Source organism: Sphingomonas sp. Tas61C01 (assembly GCF_052567495.1).
Window position 1 is genome coordinate 1,639,783 of record NZ_CP199583.1, and the last position, 18,128, is coordinate 1,657,910.

General features: G+C 68.2%; 15 protein-coding genes and 1 tRNA gene. 7 read left to right on the forward strand and 9 right to left on the reverse strand.

Annotated features, from left to right (window positions below; translation table 11 throughout):
- Window positions 1-64 precede the first annotated feature (64 nt).
- Complete coding sequence (locus ACT009_RS07760) at window positions 65-754, forward strand: hypothetical protein (protein ID WP_445193761.1); 690 nt, start codon at window positions 65-67, stop codon at window positions 752-754.
- A 277-nt stretch (window positions 755-1,031) separates the two neighbouring features.
- Here ACT009_RS07760 and queE read toward each other — a convergent pair whose 3' ends face one another.
- The 6 genes from queE to lepA form a co-directional block, all read right to left on the reverse strand.
- Window positions 1,032-1,664 carry a 7-carboxy-7-deazaguanine synthase gene (queE, locus tag ACT009_RS07765; protein ID WP_445193762.1) on the reverse strand — a complete coding sequence of 211 codons (633 nt, stop codon included), beginning with the start codon at window positions 1,662-1,664 and terminating at the stop codon, window positions 1,032-1,034.
- A 7-nt stretch (window positions 1,665-1,671) separates the two neighbouring features.
- Window positions 1,672-2,361 (reverse strand): 7-cyano-7-deazaguanine synthase QueC, encoded by a 690-nt coding sequence (gene queC / locus ACT009_RS07770; protein ID WP_445193763.1) that lies wholly within the window; start codon window positions 2,359-2,361, stop codon window positions 1,672-1,674.
- Between the two features lie 159 nt (window positions 2,362-2,520).
- A complete protein-coding gene (gene hslO / locus ACT009_RS07775) occupies window positions 2,521-3,441 on the reverse strand; it encodes an Hsp33 family molecular chaperone HslO (RefSeq protein WP_445193764.1) in 921 nt (306 codons plus the stop codon).
- 31 nt (window positions 3,442-3,472) lie between these two features.
- Entirely contained in the window at window positions 3,473-4,390 is a 918-nt protein-coding gene (gene argF / locus ACT009_RS07780; RefSeq protein WP_445193765.1) for an ornithine carbamoyltransferase, read from the reverse strand.
- A 173-nt stretch (window positions 4,391-4,563) separates the two neighbouring features.
- Entirely contained in the window at window positions 4,564-5,754 is a 1,191-nt protein-coding gene (locus tag ACT009_RS07785) for an aspartate aminotransferase family protein (protein WP_445193766.1), read from the reverse strand.
- 223 nt (window positions 5,755-5,977) lie between these two features.
- Window positions 5,978-7,786 carry a translation elongation factor 4 gene (gene lepA, locus ACT009_RS07790; protein ID WP_445193767.1) on the reverse strand — a complete coding sequence of 603 codons (1,809 nt, stop codon included), beginning with the start codon at window positions 7,784-7,786 and terminating at the stop codon, window positions 5,978-5,980.
- A gap of 155 nt (window positions 7,787-7,941) precedes the next feature.
- Between lepA and ACT009_RS07795 the strand changes: the two genes are divergently transcribed.
- Together ACT009_RS07795 and ACT009_RS07800 are read left to right on the forward strand one after the other, a co-directional pair.
- A complete protein-coding gene (locus ACT009_RS07795; protein WP_445193768.1) occupies window positions 7,942-8,889 on the forward strand; it encodes a CsgG/HfaB family protein in 948 nt (315 codons plus the stop codon).
- 33 nt (window positions 8,890-8,922) lie between these two features.
- Entirely contained in the window at window positions 8,923-9,948 is a 1,026-nt protein-coding gene (locus ACT009_RS07800; protein ID WP_445193769.1) for a helix-turn-helix domain-containing protein, read from the forward strand.
- Window positions 9,949-9,950: 2 nt separating this feature from the next.
- On the opposite strand, the gene ACT009_RS07805 is transcribed toward ACT009_RS07800, so the two are convergent.
- Together ACT009_RS07805 and pnuC are read right to left on the reverse strand one after the other, a co-directional pair.
- Window positions 9,951-10,463 (reverse strand): AAA family ATPase, encoded by a 513-nt coding sequence (locus ACT009_RS07805; protein WP_445193770.1) that lies wholly within the window; start codon window positions 10,461-10,463, stop codon window positions 9,951-9,953.
- A complete protein-coding gene (pnuC, locus tag ACT009_RS07810) occupies window positions 10,460-11,053 on the reverse strand; it encodes a nicotinamide riboside transporter PnuC (RefSeq protein ID WP_445193771.1) in 594 nt (197 codons plus the stop codon). The genes ACT009_RS07805 and pnuC overlap by 4 nt, the downstream gene beginning before the upstream one ends.
- Before the next feature lie 280 nt (window positions 11,054-11,333).
- Between pnuC and ACT009_RS07815 the strand changes: the two genes are divergently transcribed.
- The 4 genes from ACT009_RS07815 (at window position 11,334) to dinB (ending at window position 15,525) form a co-directional block, all read left to right on the forward strand.
- Window positions 11,334-12,632 carry an FAD-dependent oxidoreductase gene (locus tag ACT009_RS07815; protein WP_445193772.1) on the forward strand — a complete coding sequence of 433 codons (1,299 nt, stop codon included), beginning with the start codon at window positions 11,334-11,336 and terminating at the stop codon, window positions 12,630-12,632.
- A gap of 147 nt (window positions 12,633-12,779) precedes the next feature.
- Window positions 12,780-12,856 (forward strand) — tRNA-Pro (locus ACT009_RS07820).
- A 149-nt stretch (window positions 12,857-13,005) separates the two neighbouring features.
- Window positions 13,006-14,385, forward strand: a complete 1,380-nt coding sequence (locus ACT009_RS07825; protein WP_445193773.1) for a diguanylate cyclase domain-containing protein — start codon at window positions 13,006-13,008, stop codon at window positions 14,383-14,385.
- 36 nt (window positions 14,386-14,421) lie between these two features.
- Window positions 14,422-15,525, forward strand: a complete 1,104-nt coding sequence (gene dinB / locus ACT009_RS07830; protein ID WP_445193774.1) for a DNA polymerase IV — start codon at window positions 14,422-14,424, stop codon at window positions 15,523-15,525.
- Window positions 15,526-15,960: 435 nt separating this feature from the next.
- Here the strand turns inward: dinB and parE are convergent, their stop codons facing one another.
- Complete coding sequence (gene parE, locus ACT009_RS07835; protein ID WP_445193775.1) at window positions 15,961-17,952, reverse strand: DNA topoisomerase IV subunit B; 1,992 nt, start codon at window positions 17,950-17,952, stop codon at window positions 15,961-15,963.
- Between the last annotated feature and the right edge of the window lie 176 nt (window positions 17,953-18,128).

The window sequence follows — 18,128 nt, forward strand, 5'->3', positions numbered from 1 at the left end:
AATCGCTCTAGAATCAAAACCTAAGATGATCGACGCGTTGTTCAGGAGAGTGGGGATGTCCATCATGCGTACCGTCACGGCGCTCGGCGTTGCGGCGGCCGGGCTGGCGATGGCGACGCCGGCATCGGCACAGTTCTTCTTCCGGTCGCACGATTTCAGCGATCAGGGCGTGAAGGGCGACGAAGCCGGACTGGGCCAGGTGCTTCCCGGCGCGAGCGAGGTAGAACTGCGCGCCGCCATGGCGTGGAACATGCGCGCGGCGCTCAACGTCGCGGCGCTGCAATGCCAGTTCGAACCGACGCTGCTGAGCGTCGCCAACTACAACGCGATTTTGACCGACCACAGCGCCGAGCTGAAGGCCGCGTTCACGACGCTCGGCAAGTATTTCGCCCGCGTCAACAAGACGCCCAAGGCGGGGCAGGTCGCGCTCGACCAGTTCGGCACGCGGACCTATTCGAACTTCGTGACCGTCGGCGCGCAATACGGCTTCTGCCAAACCGCGTCGGACATCGGCCACGACGCGGTGTTCGCGCCCCGCGGCGGCTTCAGCACGATCGCGATGCGCCGTATCCGCGAGCTGCGCAACAGCCTGATCCCGTACGGCGAGCAGAAGTTCCAACGCTACCTGACCCGCGATGTCGCGACGATCCCGCGGCTCGATCCGGTATGCTACGACAAGAAAGGGCTGTGGGTCGCCAAGAAGTGCGGCGCGCCGGATTGGCCGCCGGCCGGGACGGGGCTGGCGTCGCGCTGAGCGGTTGAGATCGTTGCCGGCTCGTTGTCCGCGGACCGGCTGATCCTTTAGCTACACCACCCCGGCGGAGGCCGGGGCCCAGTCGCGAAGGTCGAGCGGATGCGTTCGGTCTTCGCCTCTCGGGTCCGTCTGCCTGGGCCCCGGCCTTCGCCGGGGTATGAGGGCAGGAACGTGTTCTGTTTCCCGTGTGTCCCCGCGAAGGCGGGGACCCAGTACTGGGCTCCCGCCTTCGCGGGAGCACAGGGAGGGACGCGGGTAGGACGCGCTCCTGTCGCCGCTACCGCAGCCCCAGATATTTGTGCGTCTGCAGCGACAGCCGCCACCACGGCCGCGCCATCACCAGGTCGATCGCGGCCTGCATGTTCGCGGCGGCGGCGGGATCGTCGAGCGGCTGGATCAGGCGGTTGGCGAAATCCCAGCGCTCGACCTCGTCGAGATCGGTGCCGGCCTGCGGCCAGACCAGCTTCAGTTCGTCGCCGCGCTGCTGGACGACCGTGCTGCCCGCCTTCGGGCTGACGCAGACCCAGTCGATCCGCGGATGCGCTGGCAAGGTGCCGTTGGTCTCGATCGCGATGCGGAAGCCGTGCGCGTGAAGCGCGTCGACCAGGGCATCGTCGACCTGCAGCATCGGCTCGCCCCCGGTCAGCACGACGAAGCGGTGGTCCTGGCCGTCGCCCCAGAAGCCCGCGACCGCCGCGGCCAGCGCGTCGGCATCCGCGAACTTACCGCCGCCGACGCCGTCGGTGCCGACGAAATCGGTGTCGCAGAACCGGCATACCGCGATGGCGCGATCCTGTTCGCGGCCCGACCAGAGATTGCACCCGGCGAAGCGGACGAACACCGCCCGAGCGCCGGCGTTGACGCCCTCGCCCTGGAGCGTGAGGAACATCTCCTTCACCGCATAGGTCATCGCGCGGTCAGGCCGCGTCGGTCGCGTAGACGGTGGGATCGGGAACGCCGGCCTCCTCGAAGCCCTTGTGGCGCAGGCGGCAGCTGTCGCACTGCCCGCAATGCACGCCGCCGGGCGCCGGATCGTAGCACGACCAGCTGATCCCCATGTCGACGCCGAGCCGCTGGCCTTCGCGGACGATGTCGGCCTTGGTCATGTTCTGCAGCGGCGCGCGGATGCGGAACGGATCGCCCTCGACGCCCGCCTTGGTCGCGAGTTCGGCGAGGCCTTCGAACGCGGCGATGAATTCGGGCCGGCAATCGGGATAGCCCGAATAATCGAGCGCGTTGACGCCGATGAACAGGTCGCGCGCGCCCGCCGCCTCCGCCCAGCCGAGCGCCAGGCTGAGGAAGATGGTGTTGCGCGCGGGCACGTAGGTGACGGGGATCCCCTCGCCCACCCCGGTCTTCGGGACATCGATGTCGTCGGTCAGTGCAGAGCCACCGAACGCCGACAGGTCCATCGGCAGCACGATGTGACGCTCCGCACCGACCGCGGCGGCGACCCGGCGCGCGGCGGCGAGTTCGACCCGGTGGCGCTGGTTATAGTCGATCGAGAGCGCGAGCACGCGATACCCCGCCTCGCGCGCGTGGGCGGCGGAGATCATCGAATCGAGCCCGCCGGAGACGAGCACGACGGCTAGGGGTGAGGATGTCATGATCCGCGCGGCGCTAGGCGAATGGCGGGCAAAAAGAAAGGGGCCGCGGGTGAGGCGGCCCCCAGTCGGAGCGCTAGGCTCTCAAGGGAGAAATCCGTGCTGAAACAAAAAAGCACAAGGAGGGCTCTAGCCGGCTTCGGTTAACATCGCGTGAAGAGATCAGACGGGAACGTCCTCCGCGGCGACCGGGAACTTGATCGAACAGAACGCGCAATCGACGTGGATCAGTCCGTTCTCGTCGGCCATCTCGCGGCGTTCCTCGACCGGGAACTTGGCGAGCACCGAGGCGATGTGCGCGGCGGTGCAGCGGCAGCCGCGCGCCAGCGGGGTGGAAGCGAGGACGCGAACATCGTCTTCCTCGTTGAACAGCCGCCAGACCAGCGTCTCGAGCGGCAGCGCGGGATCGGCGAGTTCGTCGGCGCCCATCGTCTGGCCGAGCGTCGCGACATGCTCCCATTCGGGGTGATCGAGCCGGGTGTGGAGCCGCTCGCGGCCGTCCTCGCCCTCGGGCAGGTGCTGCAGGAACAACCCGCCGGCGACCAGCGCGCCGTCGGCGCCGCGCGCCATGCCGACGCGGACCATGCTGGGGATCTGTTCGGACTGGACGAAATAGCTCTGTGCCGCCGCCGCCAGCGTGTCGCCGTCGAGCGGGACGATGCCCTGGTAACGCTCGCCGGTGGTCGCGAGGTCGAAGGTGATCGCGAGATAGCCCTTGCCGAACAGCGCGAACAGCGTCGGCTGCTCGGGCGCCTCGGCCAGCTTGTCGGCATCGTACTGGACGTAGCCGCGCAGCTCGCCGCCGCGATAGTCGCAGACCAGCAACTGGACGACGCCGCTCTCGCTGCGGGTCTGCATCGTCAGCTGACCGTCGCTGTCCTTCAGCGTCGACCCCACCAGAGCGGCGAGCACCAGCGCCTCCGCCAGCAGCGCCTCGATCGCGGGCGGGTAGGCGTGCGCGTCGAGTACCTGTGCCAGCGCGGGGCCGAGCCTGACGATCCGCCCACGTGCGCTGCGAGCGGGGATCGCGAAGCCGAGGGCACGGTCGATGTCGATGGGGGAGCCGGGGGGAGAGATGGTCACCGCGCCTAGATGGTCGCCTGTCCCCGGCAGATCAACCGATCTGGCCGAAGCACCAGCGCAGGATCGATTTCTGCGCGTGCAGCCGGTTCTCGGCTTCCGCCCAGATCGCGGATTGCGGCCCGTCGATCACCTCGGTCACCACCTCCTCGCCACGGTGTGCGGGGAGGCAGTGGAGGAAGGTCGCGTCGGGCTTCGCCGCCTGCATCAGCGCGGTCGTGACCTGATACGGCATCATCGCGCGCAGCTTGGTGTCGGCATGCGCCTGACCCATCGAGATCCAGGTGTCGGTGACGACGATGTCCGCCCCCTCCACCGCCTCGCGCGGATCGCCGACGACCCGCGCCCGGCCCGAGGCGCGGACGATCGCCTCCTCCTCGGGTTGAAACCCCTGCGGGCAGGCGGCGACGACGTCGAACTGCATCAGCGACGCCGCCTCGACGATCGAGGCGAGCACGTTGTTGCCGTCGCCGAGCCACGCCACCTTCAAGCCGGGCAGCGACTTGCCGCGTTCGATGATGGTCAGCAGATCGGCCATGATCTGGCAGGGGTGCGACGCGTCGGTCAGGCCGTTGATCACCGGCACGCCCGCGTAATGCGCCATCTCCTCGACCTTGGCGTGATCGTCGGTACGGATCATGATCGCGTCGACATAGCCCGACAGCACCCGCGCGGTGTCGGCGACGCTTTCGCCGCGGCCGAGCTGCATGCTACCCGCGTCCATCACGATCGCACTGCCGCCCAGTTGCCGGATCGCCATGTCGAAGCTGACCCGGGTGCGCGTCGAGCTCTTTTCGAACACCATCGCCAGGACATGACCCGCGAGCGGCGCGTCGGCATCGACGCGGCCCTTGCTCCACCCCGCGCGCGCCGCCTTGCGATCGAGCGCGTCGGCCAGCATCGCGGCGATGCCGTCGGCGCCCGCATCGGACAGGTTCAGGAAATGACGCATGTAGCTTCTCCCAATTCCTCCCTCGCGCAGCGAGGGAGGGAGACCGCGCCTGCAAGGCGTGGTGGAGGGGGGCCCCGCCAGGAGCAATGCGCTTGCGGCGACGCCCCCTCCACCATTCGCTTCGCGAACGGTCCCCCTCCCCCGACGCTCCGCGTCGAGGGAGGATTTTACCCTCAGTCGTCGGTCTCGGGCACGTAGACCCGCGCCGCCGCGCTCAGCTTGTCGATGCATTCGGCGATGTGGGTCTCGTCGATCACCAGCGGCGGCACCAGGCGGATGACGTTGTCGCCCGCCGCGACGGTCAGCAACTGATGCTCGTCGCGCAGGAAACCGACGAAGCGGCGCGCGTCGCTCTTGAGCTTCAACCCGAGCATCAGCCCGTGGCCGCGGACCTCCTGGAAAAGATGATCGTGGTTGGGGATCATCTGTTCGAGCGACTGGCGCAGCCGCGCGCCCATCTTCGTGACGTTGTCGAGGAAGCCGGGTTCGTGGATTACCTCGAACACCGCCTCGCCCGCGGCCATCGCCAGCGGATTGCCGCCATAGGTCGAGCCGTGGGTCCCGGCGACCATTCCCTTCGCCGCTTCCTCGGTCGCGAGACACGCGCCGAGCGGGAAGCCGCCGCCGATCCCCTTCGCCACCGCCATTATGTCCGGCGTGATGCCGTAGAGTTCGTGCGCGAAGAACTTGCCGGTCCGGCCGTAGCCGCACTGCACCTCGTCGAGCACCAGCAACAACCCGTGTTCGTCGCACGCGGCGCGCAAGCCCTTCAGGAACGCATCCGAGGCGGGGCGCAGCCCGCCCTCGCCCTGGATCGGTTCGACCAGGAAGCCCGCGGTATGATCGTCGATCAGCGCCAGCGCGGCGTCGAGATCGTCGAACGGCGCATAGGCGAATCCCGGCAGCAGCGGTTCGAACCCGTCGCGCATCTTCGCCTGGTTGGTCGCCGAGATCGTCCCCAGCGTACGCCCGTGGAAGGCGTTGCTGAAGGTGATCAGGTTCTGGCGCTGCGGATTGCCGTTGGCGAAGTGATAGCGGCGCGCGGTCTTGATCGCGCACTCGACCGCCTCGGCGCCCGAATTGGTGAAGAACACGGTGTCGGCGAACGTCGCATCGATGAGCCGCTGCGCGAACTTCTCGCCCTGCGGACTGCCGTACAGGTTCGACACGTGCATCAGCGTCGCCGCCTGGGCCGCGATCGCCTCGACCAGCTTGGGATGACCGTGCCCGATCGCATTCACCGCTATCCCCGCCGCCATGTCGAGATACTGGGTGCCGTCCTCGCCATAGAGGTAGCAGCCCTCGCCTCGGACCGGACGCACCCCGCACCGCGGATAGACGGGCATCAGGGCGGTGATCGACACGGGCGGCTCCTGTCAAAAAACAAAGGGCGGTCGATGCGACCGCCCGCGCCCCTGATACGAGCGATGGGGGGAGCGGGTCAACCGAGGGTGATGACTGGGGTGGAGTGTGGATACGGGCTGGCGCATCACCGACAGTGCGCCCGCTGCTTGTGCCCCCGCGAAGGCGGGGACCCAGTACTGGGCTCCCGCCTTCGCGGGAGCACAAGTTTGGTAGCGGGCGGAGCTACCCGTCATCCCCCATCCGTAGCGCCGCGATGAACGCTTCCTGCGGGATGCTGACGCTGCCGTATTCGCGCATCCGCTTCTTGCCCTCTTTCTGCTTCTCCAGCAGCTTCTTCTTGCGGCTGGCATCGCCGCCATAGCATTTCGCGGTGACGTCCTTGCGCATCGCGGCGATGGTTTCGCGGGCGATCACCTTGCCGCCGATCGCGGCCTGGATCGGGATCTTGAAGAGGTGGCGGGGGATCAGGTCCTTCAGGCGTTCGCACATGCCGCGGCCGCGGGTCTCGGCGGTGGCGCGGTGGACGATCATCGACAGCGCGTCGACCGCCTCGTTGTTGACGAGGATGCCCATCTTGACGAGGTCGCCCTCGCGGTAGCCGATCTGGTGATAGTCGAAGCTGGCATAGCCGCGGCTGATGCTCTTCAGCCGATCGTAGAAGTCGAACACCACCTCGTTCAGCGGCAGCTCGTAGGTCGCCTGGGCGCGGCCGCCGACATAGGTGAGGTTCTTCTGGATGCCGCGGCGGTCCTGGCACAGCTTCAGGATGCTGCCGAGATATTCGTCGGGGACGTAGATCGTCGCCTCGATCCACGGCTCCGCGATCGAGGCGATCGCGTTGGGATCGGGCATGTCGGCGGGGTTGTGCAGCTCGATATGCCCGTTCCCGTGGCTGAGTTCGATCTGGTAGACCACCGACGGCGCGGTGGTGATCAGGTCGAGATCATATTCGCGGGTCAACCGCTCCTGAATGATCTCGAGGTGGAGCAGCCCGAGGAAGCCGCAGCGGAAGCCGAAGCCGAGCGCTGCCGAGGTCTCCATCTCGAAGGTGAAGCTGGCGTCGTTGAGGCGCAGCTTGGAGATCGATTCACGCAGCTTTTCGAAGTCGTTGGCGTCGACCGGGAATAGCCCGCAGAACACCACCGGCTGGACCTCCTTGAAGCCCTCCAGCGCCTGCGCCGCGGGGCGCTTGGCGTCGGTCAGCGTATCGCCGACGCGGGCCTGGGCGACGTCCTTGATCTGTGCGGTGATGAAGCCGATCTCGCCCGGGCCGAGATCCGTAAGCTGTTCGATCTTCGGCCGGAAACAGCCGACGCGGTCGACCAGATGAGTCGTCCCCGCGTTCATGAACTTGATCTGCTGGCCCTTCTTCATCACGCCGTCGATGACGCGGACGAGGATGACGACGCCGAGATACGGATCGTACCAGCTGTCGACCAGCATCGCCTTCAGCGGCGCGTCGATGTCGCCCTTCGGCGCGGGGATGGTGGTGACGATCGCCTCGAGGATCTCGGCGATGCCGATTCCGGCCTTGGCGCTGGCCAGCACCGCGCCCGACGCGTCGAGGCCGATCACGTCCTCGATCTCCTTGCGGACCTTTTCAGGTTCGGCGGCGGGAAGATCGATCTTGTTGATCACCGGCACGATTTCGTGGTCGTGCTCGATCGACTGGTAGACGTTGGCGAGCGTCTGCGCCTCGACCCCCTGCGCGGCGTCGACCACCAGCAGCGCGCCCTCGCAGGCGGCAAGGCTGCGCGAGACCTCGTAGGCGAAGTCGACGTGCCCCGGCGTGTCCATCAGGTTGAGCACGTAATCGAGCCCGTCCTTGGCCTTGTAGGCGAGGCGCACGGTCTGCGCCTTGATGGTGATCCCGCGTTCCTTCTCGATGTCCATGTTGTCGAGAACCTGTTCGGACATCTCGCGCTCGGTCAGCCCCCCGGTCTGCTGGATCAGCCGGTCGGCGAGCGTCGACTTTCCATGGTCGATATGCGCGATGATGGAGAAATTGCGGATGCGGTCGAGCGGCGTCATCCGCGCGCCCTAGCAGCGCCGCCGCGCCTTGCCAAAGGGTGTGCTGTTACGCCGGGCGCCGCGCACCCGATGCACCAGATGACGTATCGGTACTATGCTTGTCAGCGGTGGGCGGGCTACGCTAGGTCGAGCCGACTTCCGGGGGGACCATATTCATGAACACCGCATCCATCGCAGCGCTGGCGATCGTCGCCGCCGCCTTGCCCACCGCCGCCGACGCGCAGGCCCGCGCCTCCAAGGGCCAGCAGATGCAGCAGCAGGCCGCCGCCGACGTGCCGCGCTGCACCCGCAAGCTCGGCACGCTGTCGATCGCGGACGGCGACGATCCCTCGGGCTGGACCCAGAACAGCCTGGCACCGCCGCAGAAGCTGCTGCGCGTGCTGGTCCAGCGGTCGGGCTGCTTCAACCTGGTCGATCGCGGCACCGGGCTGAACGCCGCGCAGCTGGAGCGCAACATCGGCGGCAGCCTGGGGCTGCAGCGCCGCTCCAACGTCGGGCAGAACCAGATCAAGGCCGCCGATTACGTGATGGTCGCCGAGATCCAGGGCGCCAACAGCAACGTCAGCGGCAGCGGCGCCGCGGCGGGGATCGGCGGGCTGGTCGGCGGCCGCTTCGGCGGGCTGCTCGGCGGCCTCAAGAACAAGAAGATGGAGGCGAACACCGTCCTGTCGCTGACCAACGTCCGCACCACCGAGACGATCGCGGTCGAAGAGGGCTATGCCGCCAAGAACAACCTGAGCTTCGGCGGCGGCGGGTTCCTGGCGGTCGGCGGCGCGGTCGGCGGCGGCTACGACAATACCGATATCGGCCGGATCGTGACGTTGTCGTTCATCCAGGCCTATTCGAAGATGGTCGACAGCCTCGGCCTGGTGCGCCCCGGCGACGCCGGCACCGCGCAGGCGGCGCCGACCCGCAGCTTCACCGCGCAGGCGCCGGTCGCGATGCGCGCCACCGCAGCGGCGGGCGGCAAGATCATCCGCACGCTCCCGGCCGGATCGATCGTTTTCCCGACCGACAAGAAGAACGGCCTGTGGTGGGAAGTCGCCGACGAGAACGACAATGTCGGCTGGGTGATGAACACCAAGCTGGCGCCGTCCAACTGACCTACCGGCCATCCGACCGTCTATGATGGTCGGATGGCCGCCCCGAATCCCGCCTCCGACGACGCCGGCGCACGCCGGCCTTTGCGGACCGGGGCGCCGGTCGTCGTCAGCCAGTCGCCCGACGGTATCGGCATCGCCACCGTCGAACTCGACGGCCTGTCGCCCGAGGAGAGCGCGCGGCGCTACGCGCTCGCGATCAACGGGCTGTTCGACACCCGGACGCTGACTGCCGAACCGCACGCGACGCTGAGCGGCTTCTTCCTCGAAACGCTTCACGTCACCTTCGGCACGATCTCCGCGCGGATATCGCGGCGGACCGCGGCATTGTGCACGCGCGACCGCATCGACGGCATCCTGTTGCAGCTGGTGCGCGAGGGCGAGTGGCAGGCGCGGGTCGGCAGCCAGGCACCGCGCGGCGGGGCGGGCAGCATCCTGCTGCTCGATCTCGCCCAGCCGTTCACGCTGCGCACCGACACCGACCAGCAATTCGTGATCGTGACGATCCCGCGTGCGCTCGCCACCCGACTGGCGCTCGATCCGGCGACGCTGCACGGTCAGACGCTGGACGTCGCCGCGGCGGGGGTGCTGGCGGGCTTTCTCGGCGGCGTCGCGACGCATGCGGGGACACTGAAGGCGGAGCAGGCGCCCGCTTTCGCGGCAATGCTGATCGACCTGGTCGGCCTCGCCTTCCGCGCCCGCACCGTTCCGGCGACCGGCGAACGGCGCGGGCCGCAGCGGCGGCTGCGCGACCGGGCCGAGCGGCTGATCGCGATGCGGCTCGCTGCGGAGGATCTCACCCCCGACTGGATCGCGCGCAAGCTGGGAGTTTCGCGGAGCGAACTCTACGCCGCCTTCCCGACCGGCGGCGGAGTCGCGCGGCTGATCTGGGAGAAGCGCCTGCTGGCCGCGCGGCTGGCGCTGTCCGATCCGCGCGACGACCGCACCGTCGGCACGATCGCACGGCTGTTCGGCTTCGCCAGCGACGCGCATTTCGCGCGCGCGTTCAAGCAGCGCTTCGGCCTGACCCCAACCGCCGCGCGACACGCGGCGCGGAACTAGGATCAGGCGGAGGCGATCGCCGCGAGCACCGCCATCCAGCGCGCATCGCCCTGGCCGCTGATCAGCCGCCAGGGGACGCCGCGGCGTTCCAGCTCACGCCTGGACAGGTCGAAGAAGCGTTGCCGGTCGGCGGCGCGGCCGAACATCCGGGTGCCGTCGTCCTCCCAGGGCAGGTCGATGTCGAACAGCAGGTAGAGATCGGCGGTATGGTTCCACGTCGCGAACCACGGGTCGCGGCGACCGAACAACATGTCCGCCCACACCGCGGTCATCAACGGATCGGTGTCGAGGATCACCGGATGCTGCTGCCCCGCCAGCGCCGCCTTCACCTTGGCGTCGTGCGAGCGCGCGATCGCGAGGAGATCGGCCATCGACAGATCGGTGCCGAACGCCTCGCAATAGGTGCGGCCGAACTCGGCGATGCAGATGCTGTCGAAATGGCGCGCGAGACGCGGCGCGATCGTCGACTTGCCGGTACTTTCGGGGCCGTGCAGGCAGATCGAGCGCAGCGTCATGCGGCGAGCACCGGGACCGGCGCCGTCGAGGACTGCCGAGCCATTACCCGGCGCCAGTCGATCAGCCCCCATATCGCGAGCACCAGGAACACCGCATAGAGGATCGCGGTCAGCCACAATCCCTTCACCAGATACAGCCCGATCGACGCGATATCGACTGCGATCCAGATCGCCCAATTCTCCCATTTGCGCTGTGCCAGCAGGATCTGCGCGGCGATGCTCGCGATCGCGATGGCGGCGTCCCACCACGGCAGCGCGGCGTCGGTGAACAGATGCATCGCCGTGCCCCAGCCGAGCGCCGCCAAGACGCCGCCAGCAGCCCACCCCGCGCGCGATCGCGCCGCCATCGCCTCGACCAGGATCGCGCCGGTATCCGCGCGGTTGGCGACCCAGCCGATCCAGCCATAGATGTTCACGACGAAGAAGAACCCCTGCAGCAGCGTGTCGCTGTACAGCCGCGCCTGCCAGAACACCGCGGCGTAGAGCGTTACCATGGCCAGCGCGAACGGGTAATTCCAGACGCTGCGCCGCACGACGAGCGTCACGTTGATCACGCCGAGCGCGAAGGCGATCGCTTCCAACCAGGTCACGGGTGGCTGCGTAGCAGGGCTGTGGTTGGCGTCCAGCCTCCTCCAAGCCTCGCCTTTCCAATCCTCCCCCGCAAGGGGGAGGTGGCACCGCGAAGCGGTGACGGAGGGGGAGGCAACTCCGACCTGCGTTCGTGGCACCGCCCCCTCCACCACCCGCTTGCGCGGGCGGTCCCCCTCCCCCGCTTCGCGAGGGAGGAGTTGGTGGGGCACTCCCCGACACCCTCACCCTTCCACCCCGCCCCGCACCCGCCTATCGTGCGGGCAAAGCAGGAGAGCATGGATGCGCCACGTCGCCGTGATCGGCTCGGGACCCGCAGGATATTACACCGCGGAGGGCTGTCAGAAGCAGTTCGGCGATGCGGTACGGGTCGACATCATCGATCGGTTGCCGGTGCCCTACGGCCTGATCCGCACCGGGGTCGCACCCGATCACCAGTCGATCAAGGGGGTCAGCCGCCGCTACGAGGCGACCGCGCTCAGCGACAATGTCCGCTTCGTCGGCAACGTCACCGTGGGCAAAGACGTGACCATCCCCGAACTGCTCGACCTGTACGACGCGGTGGTGCTCGCCACCGGGGCGCCGCACGACCGCGCGCTCGGCATTCCCGGCGACGACCTGCCGGGCGTGATCGGGTCTGCCGCGTTCGTCGGCTGGTATAACGGGCATCCCGACTTCGCCGGGCTGGCGCCGCCGCTCCATGGCCCCGGCGCGGTGGTGGTCGGCGCGGGCAACGTCGCGCTCGACGTCGCGCGGATCCTCGCCAAGACGCAGGACGAGTTCGCCGGATCGGACATCGTCGGTCACGCCCTGACGCATCTCGGCGAGCATGCGATCGACGCCGTGACCATCCTGGCGCGGCGCGGCCCGCACGAGATCGCGATGACGCCCAAGGAACTCGGCGAGCTGGGCCATCTGTCGCGCGCGGTGCCGCTGGTCGACCCCGCCGACCTGCCGCCGCCCGACTCCGATGCCGCGCTGGAACCCGGGCTGCGCAAGTCGGTCGCGCACCTCCGCGATTTCGCGACCCGCACCGCCGACAAGCCGATCCGCGTCGTGTTCGATTTCTTCGCGATGCCGGTGCGGATCGAAGGCGATAGCCGCGTCGAGCGCGTGATCGTCGAGCGCACCCGGATCGAGGACGGCCGCGCGATCGGCACCGGAGAAACCTATGCGATCCCCGCCGGACTGGTCGTCAGCTGCATCGGCTACCGCACCCCGCCGCTCGACGGGGTGCCCTATGACGACCGGCTCGGCCGCTTCGCCAACGACGAGGGACGGATCGGGCCCGGTCTCTACGCGGTCGGCTGGGCGCGGCGCGGGCCGACCGGCACGATCGGCACCAACCGCCCGGACGGCTTCATGATCGCCGAACTCATCGCCGCGGACACCCGGGTCGATGCCGGCAAGCCCGGGCGCGCCGCGCTCGACGCGCTGTTCGCCACGCGCGGAGTCGATGTCGTCACCTTTCGGGACTGGCAACGGATCGACGAGGCCGAGGTAGCGCACGCGCGCACTGGCTCCCCGCGCGAGAAGTTCACCGCGGTCGACGCGATGCTAGCCGCCCGATCGTCGGAATGATGCTTCAGCCCCGGGCGTTGGCCGGGCGCTCATACCGGCTATGCTCGGGGCCTGGCCGGTCACTCGCCAGCAGGATGGCCTACCTTCTTTGGCTTTTGCCCTTGATCACCGATGGTGTCGCGGCTACGCGCAGCACCGGCAATGTGTCGGGGCGTGGCGCAGTCTGGTAGCGCACTGGTCTCGGGGTCCAGGGGTCGTAGGTTCGAATCCTATCGCCCCGACCATTGCCCGTCGCTTCAGGTGGTCGGTCTGCTCCGTACGGTGGCCGCCGGCGACTGAATGCTGCCGGCGCAAAATACAGCGTCGTTCGCTAAGTCGATCCTGAGCACCCGCTATGATGGAACGAGGACATCGGTCCTGCGGGAAGCCATGGTTGCGTATCGTTCGAATCCCTGATCTCAGCTTTCCACGGTACGGCGTCCATCGCCTGATCGGCTGGCTCCGTGCGCGGCTCGCCACGCTGTTCTCGCTCGGCACACTGGAACCGCTGGCCGAGGCGGCGGTCGAAGGCGACGAGGCGCTGCTGGGCGAGGTCGAGGAGGCGCTGGCGTCGACCGATTACGGCGCCCGGTTCAGCAACCTGATCGAGGAGCGGTTCAGGCGATCGACCGCGGGGCCGAGGGGGCGGCTGTTCGTCCGCCTCGCGCTCACCGGGCTGCTGATCTACAATCTCTTCTTGTTCGTCGATGCGGCGATCGTGCCCGACGTGATGTGGCTGGCGGTGCCGCTCCAGCTCTGCGTGGTGACGCCGATCACGCTCGGCTTCATGATCCTCATCGTCCGCCACGGCGTCGACCCCGAATGGCCTAGCTTCCTGTGCATCAGCATCATGGTCACGGTGACGATCGCCATGTTCATGGCGTCGCGATCGCCGCACGTGAACCTGTTCGCGTGCCTGTTCGGGCTGTTCCTGATTTCCGGCAACGTGGCGCTGGCGCTTAGCTTCGCGACCTCGCTGGCGTTTTCGGTGCTGTGCGTCGGCGGGGTGTCGACCGCGATCATGCTGCACCCGATGCTCGACACCGGCGATCGGATCTTCTCGATCGCGATGCTGGTCGCCACCGCCAACTATTCGCTGGCGGGCAGCTACCGCGTCGAATCGAGCCTGCGATCGACCTATCTGTTCGCGCTGCGCGAAAGCCTGCGGGCGCGGTTGCTGGCGGCGTCGAACCGCGAGCTGAAATCGCTGGTCGCGATCGACGGGCTGACCGGGATCGGCAATCGCCGCCATCTCGACGAGACGCTGGCGCTGCTGTGGCGGAGCAACGCGCGCGATCGATCGATCGCGTTCCTGATCATCGACATCGACCATTTCAAGAAGTTCAACGACGATCACGGCCACCAGGCGGGCGACGAATGCCTGCGCCGGGTCGCGCAGTCGTTGCAGGATGCGGTGGCGATCCCGACCGCGACGGTCGCGCGCTATGGCGGGGAGGAGTTCGCGGTGGTGGTTCCCGGCCTGGCGATGAGCCGCGCCAGCGCTCTGGCGGAACGGCTGCGGCGGACCATCGAGGCGCTGGCGATCGACCTCCCCGGTGGCGAGCCGCTGGCGGTGACGATCAGCATCGGCTGTTCGGTGGCGACACCGTCGGTGTGGATCGATCCGACGGACCTGATCGAACATGCCGATGCAGCACTCTACGACGCCAAGCGCGCCGGGCGGAACCGAGTCGCGATCGCGGGTGTCGCGGTCGCGAGGCTCCCTGCCCCGCCGACACCGCCGCAGCTGTCGATCGGCGCCGCGGTGGATTGACTATTCGGGCGCGGAGCGGTCCGGTCGCAAGCGACCATGTCGGCCGACCCCGCCCCTCCCCTACCCCCGTCCCAGCCGGGCCCCCAGCGCAAGATCATCCATATCGACATGGATGCATTCTACGCCTCGGTCGAACAGCGCGACGATCCCGCGCTGCGCGGGCGCCCGCTCGCGGTCGGCGGGTCGAAGGCACGCGGCGTGGTCGCGGCGGCGAGCTACGAGGCGCGTGCATTCGGGGTGAAATCCGCAATGCCGTCGGTGACCGCGCTGCGGCGGTGCCCCGACCTCGTCTTCGTACCCCCGCGCTTCGACGTCTATCGCGAGGTATCGCGGCAGATCCATGCGATCTTCGCCGATTACACCGCACTGATCGAACCGCTGTCGCTCGACGAAGCCTATCTCGACGTCACCGAGGATCGCCACGCGCTGGGTTCTGCGCGTGCGATCGCGGAGGAGATCCGCCGGCGCATCCGCGAAGAGACGGGGCTGACCGCGTCGGCGGGGGTGAGCTACAACAAGTTCATCGCCAAGCTGGCGTCGGACCAGAACAAGCCCGACGGCATCTGCGTGATCACGCCGCGCACCGGGCCCGATTTCGTCGCCTCGCTGCCGGTGAAGCGCTTTCACGGGGTCGGTCCGGTCACCGCCGAACGGATGGAGACGCTCGGCATCCGCACCGGCGCCGACCTGCGCGATCGCCCACTCGCCTTCCTCCAGGCGCATTTCGGCAGCCATGCAGGGTATCTCTACGGCGCCGCACGAGGCGAGGACCACCGCCCGGTGCGGGTCGATCGCCCCGCCAAGTCGGTCGGTGCCGAGCGCACCTTCGACATCAACCTGACCGACCCGCAAGCGCTCAATGCGGCACTGGCGCGGGTCGCGGAGGCGGCCTGGGTGCGGATCGAACGCCACGGCGCGCAAGGAAGGACGGTGACGCTGAAGCTGCGCTACGCCGATTTCCGCACGATCACGCGTGCACGATCCTTCGCCGGCCCGGTGGCGGACATCGACGCATTCCTGGCGGCGGGCAACGTATTGCTCGCGGCGCTGCTGCCGGTCGAGAGCGGGGTGAGACTGCTGGGGCTGACGCTGTCGGGGATCGGCGGGGCGGCGGAGACGCAGCCGGCGTTGCCGTTGTGAGCAGACAGCGGGATGACGCCAGCCTGACTCACCCCGTTCATCCCGAGTAGACGTCGAGTAGCCCGCAGGGCGTATCGAGGGGCGTATCGAGGGGCGGGTTGGTGCGTGGGACCTGTCCCTCGATACGGGCTCTCCATACGCTCCTTGCAGGAGCTACTCGATCTCTACTCGGCACGAACGGTGGTGGGGCGGGGCGCGGTCGAATGCCAGCTAAGAGCGGGAGCCGAAGCTGCCGTGGGCGCCAAATCTCCGCGCCTTCTGCGTCTCTGCACGATCCACCTTTCGCAATGGATCAGCGTATTCCGATCCTCCCCTGCAAGGGGAGGTGGCTGGCGTCAGCCAGACGGAGGGGTGACCTGCTAGGCGGAGAGGGCATCACCCCTCCGTCAGGGCTGCGCCCTGCCACCTCCCCTTGCAGGGGAGGAGTAGCCCTGCTCAAGCGTCGATCGCGTCCTCGTCCATGCGCGCCGCGTTCTCCTGGATGAAGGCGAAGCGGTGGGCGGGGTTGTTGCCCATCAGCCGGTCGACAAGGTCCTTCACCCCGGCGCGCTCCTCATATTCCTGCGGCAGCGTGATCCGCAGCATGCCACGGGTCTTCGGGTCCATCGTCGTTTCGCGCAGCTGGATCGGGTTCATCTCGCCCAGCCCCTTGAAGCGGGCGACCTCGACCTTCTTGCCCTTGAACGGCCCGCGCTCGATCTCCGCGCGGTGCGCGTCGTCGCGGGCGTAGAGCGATTTGGTGCCCGCGGTCAGCCGGTAGAGCGGCGGCTGCGCCAGATAGAGGTGCCCGCGGCGGACCAGCTCGGGCATCTCCTGGAAGAAGAAGGTCATCAGCAGCGTCGCGATGTGCGCACCGTCGACGTCGGCGTCGGTCATGATGACGATGCGTTCGTAGCGAAGATTATCGGGCAGGCAGTCCTTGCGGGTGCCGCAGCCGAGCGCCTGGATCAGGTCGGCGATCTCCTGATTGGCGAAGATCTTGGCGCTGGTCGCGCTGGCGACGTTGAGGATCTTGCCGCGGATCGGCAATATCGCCTGGGTCTTGCGGTCGCGCGCCTGCTTGGCCGAGCCGCCGGCGCTGTCGCCCTCGACGATGAACAGCTCGGTGCCCTTGGGATCGTCCGAGGCGCAGTCGGTCAGCTTGCCCGGCAGTCGCAGCTTGCGCGCCGAGGTCGCGGTCTTGCGCTTGACCTCGCGTTCCTGCTTGCGGCGCAGGCGATCGTCCATCCGCTCCAGAACATAGCCGAGCAGGGCCTTGCCGCGATCCATATTGTGACTGAGGAAGTGATCGAAATGGTCGCGCACCGCCTTCTCGACGAGGCCAGCGGCCTCGGGCGAGGTGAGCCGGTCCTTGGTCTGGCTCTGGAATTGCGGGTCGCGGATGAACACCGACAGCATCAGTTCGCTGCCGACCATTACATCGTCGGCGGTGAGATCCTTCGCCTTCTTTTGCCCGACGAGGTCGCCGAAGGCGCGCAGGCCGCGAGTCATCGCGGTGCGCAGGCCCTGTTCGTGGGTGCCGCCGTCGGGGGTCGGGATGGTGTTGCAATACCAGCTGTAGCTGCCGTCGCTCCACAGCGGCCACGCGACCGCCCATTCGACGCGGCCGCTCTTCTGGCCGTCTGCGCCCGCGGGGAAATCCTGCGACCCCGCGAAGAAATCCGCGGTCGCGCATTCGCGCGCGCCGACCTGTTCCTTCAGGTGATCCGCCAGCCCGCCGGGAAACTGGAACGCCGCCTCTGCCGGCGTATCGTCGGTGATCTCGGCGAGGCATTTCCAGCGGATCTCGACGCCCGCGAATAGGTACGCCTTCGACCGCGCGAGCTTGTAGAGCCGCGCCGGCTTGAAGTGGAGTTCGGGTCCGAAGATCTCGGTATCGGGCGTGAACGCGACCGAGGTGCCGCGGCGGTTCGGGGTGCCGCCGAGTTTTTCGAGCGGCCCGAGCGTCAGCCCGCGGGCGAAGCGCTGCCGATATAGCTGCCGGTCGCGTGCGACCTCGATCACGGTGTCGGACGACAGCGCGTTGACCACCGACACGCCGACGCCGTGGAGCCCGCCCGAGGTGGCGTAGGCCTTGCCGGAGAATTTGCCGCCCGAATGCAGCGTCGACAGGATCACCTCGAGCGCGGACTTGTCGGGGAATTTGGGGTGCGGATCGATCGGGATGCCGCGGCCATTGTCGACCACCGTCAGCCGGTTGCCGGGTTCCAGCGTGACCTCGATCCGGGTCGCGTGCCCTGCGACCGCCTCGTCCATCGCATTGTCGATCACTTCGGCGGCAAGGTGATGCAACGCGCGTTCGTCGGTGCCGCCGACATACATGCCGGGCCGCCGCCGGACCGGTTCGAGCCCCTCGAGCACCTCGATCGAGGACGCATCATAGGCGGTGCCGGCGGTGGACGGGGACGCGAAGAGATCGTCGGACATCGCCACGACCTATAGAAGCTCCGCAGGCAATGCCAAGGAGGGCCACTTCACTCCTCCCCGGCACGGGGAGGTGTCACCGCGCAGCGGTGACGGAGGGGGGCATCCGCAAGCGGTACGCTCGCGGCGATCCCCCTCCACCATTCGCTGCGCGAACGGTCCCCCTCCCCGTGCCGGGG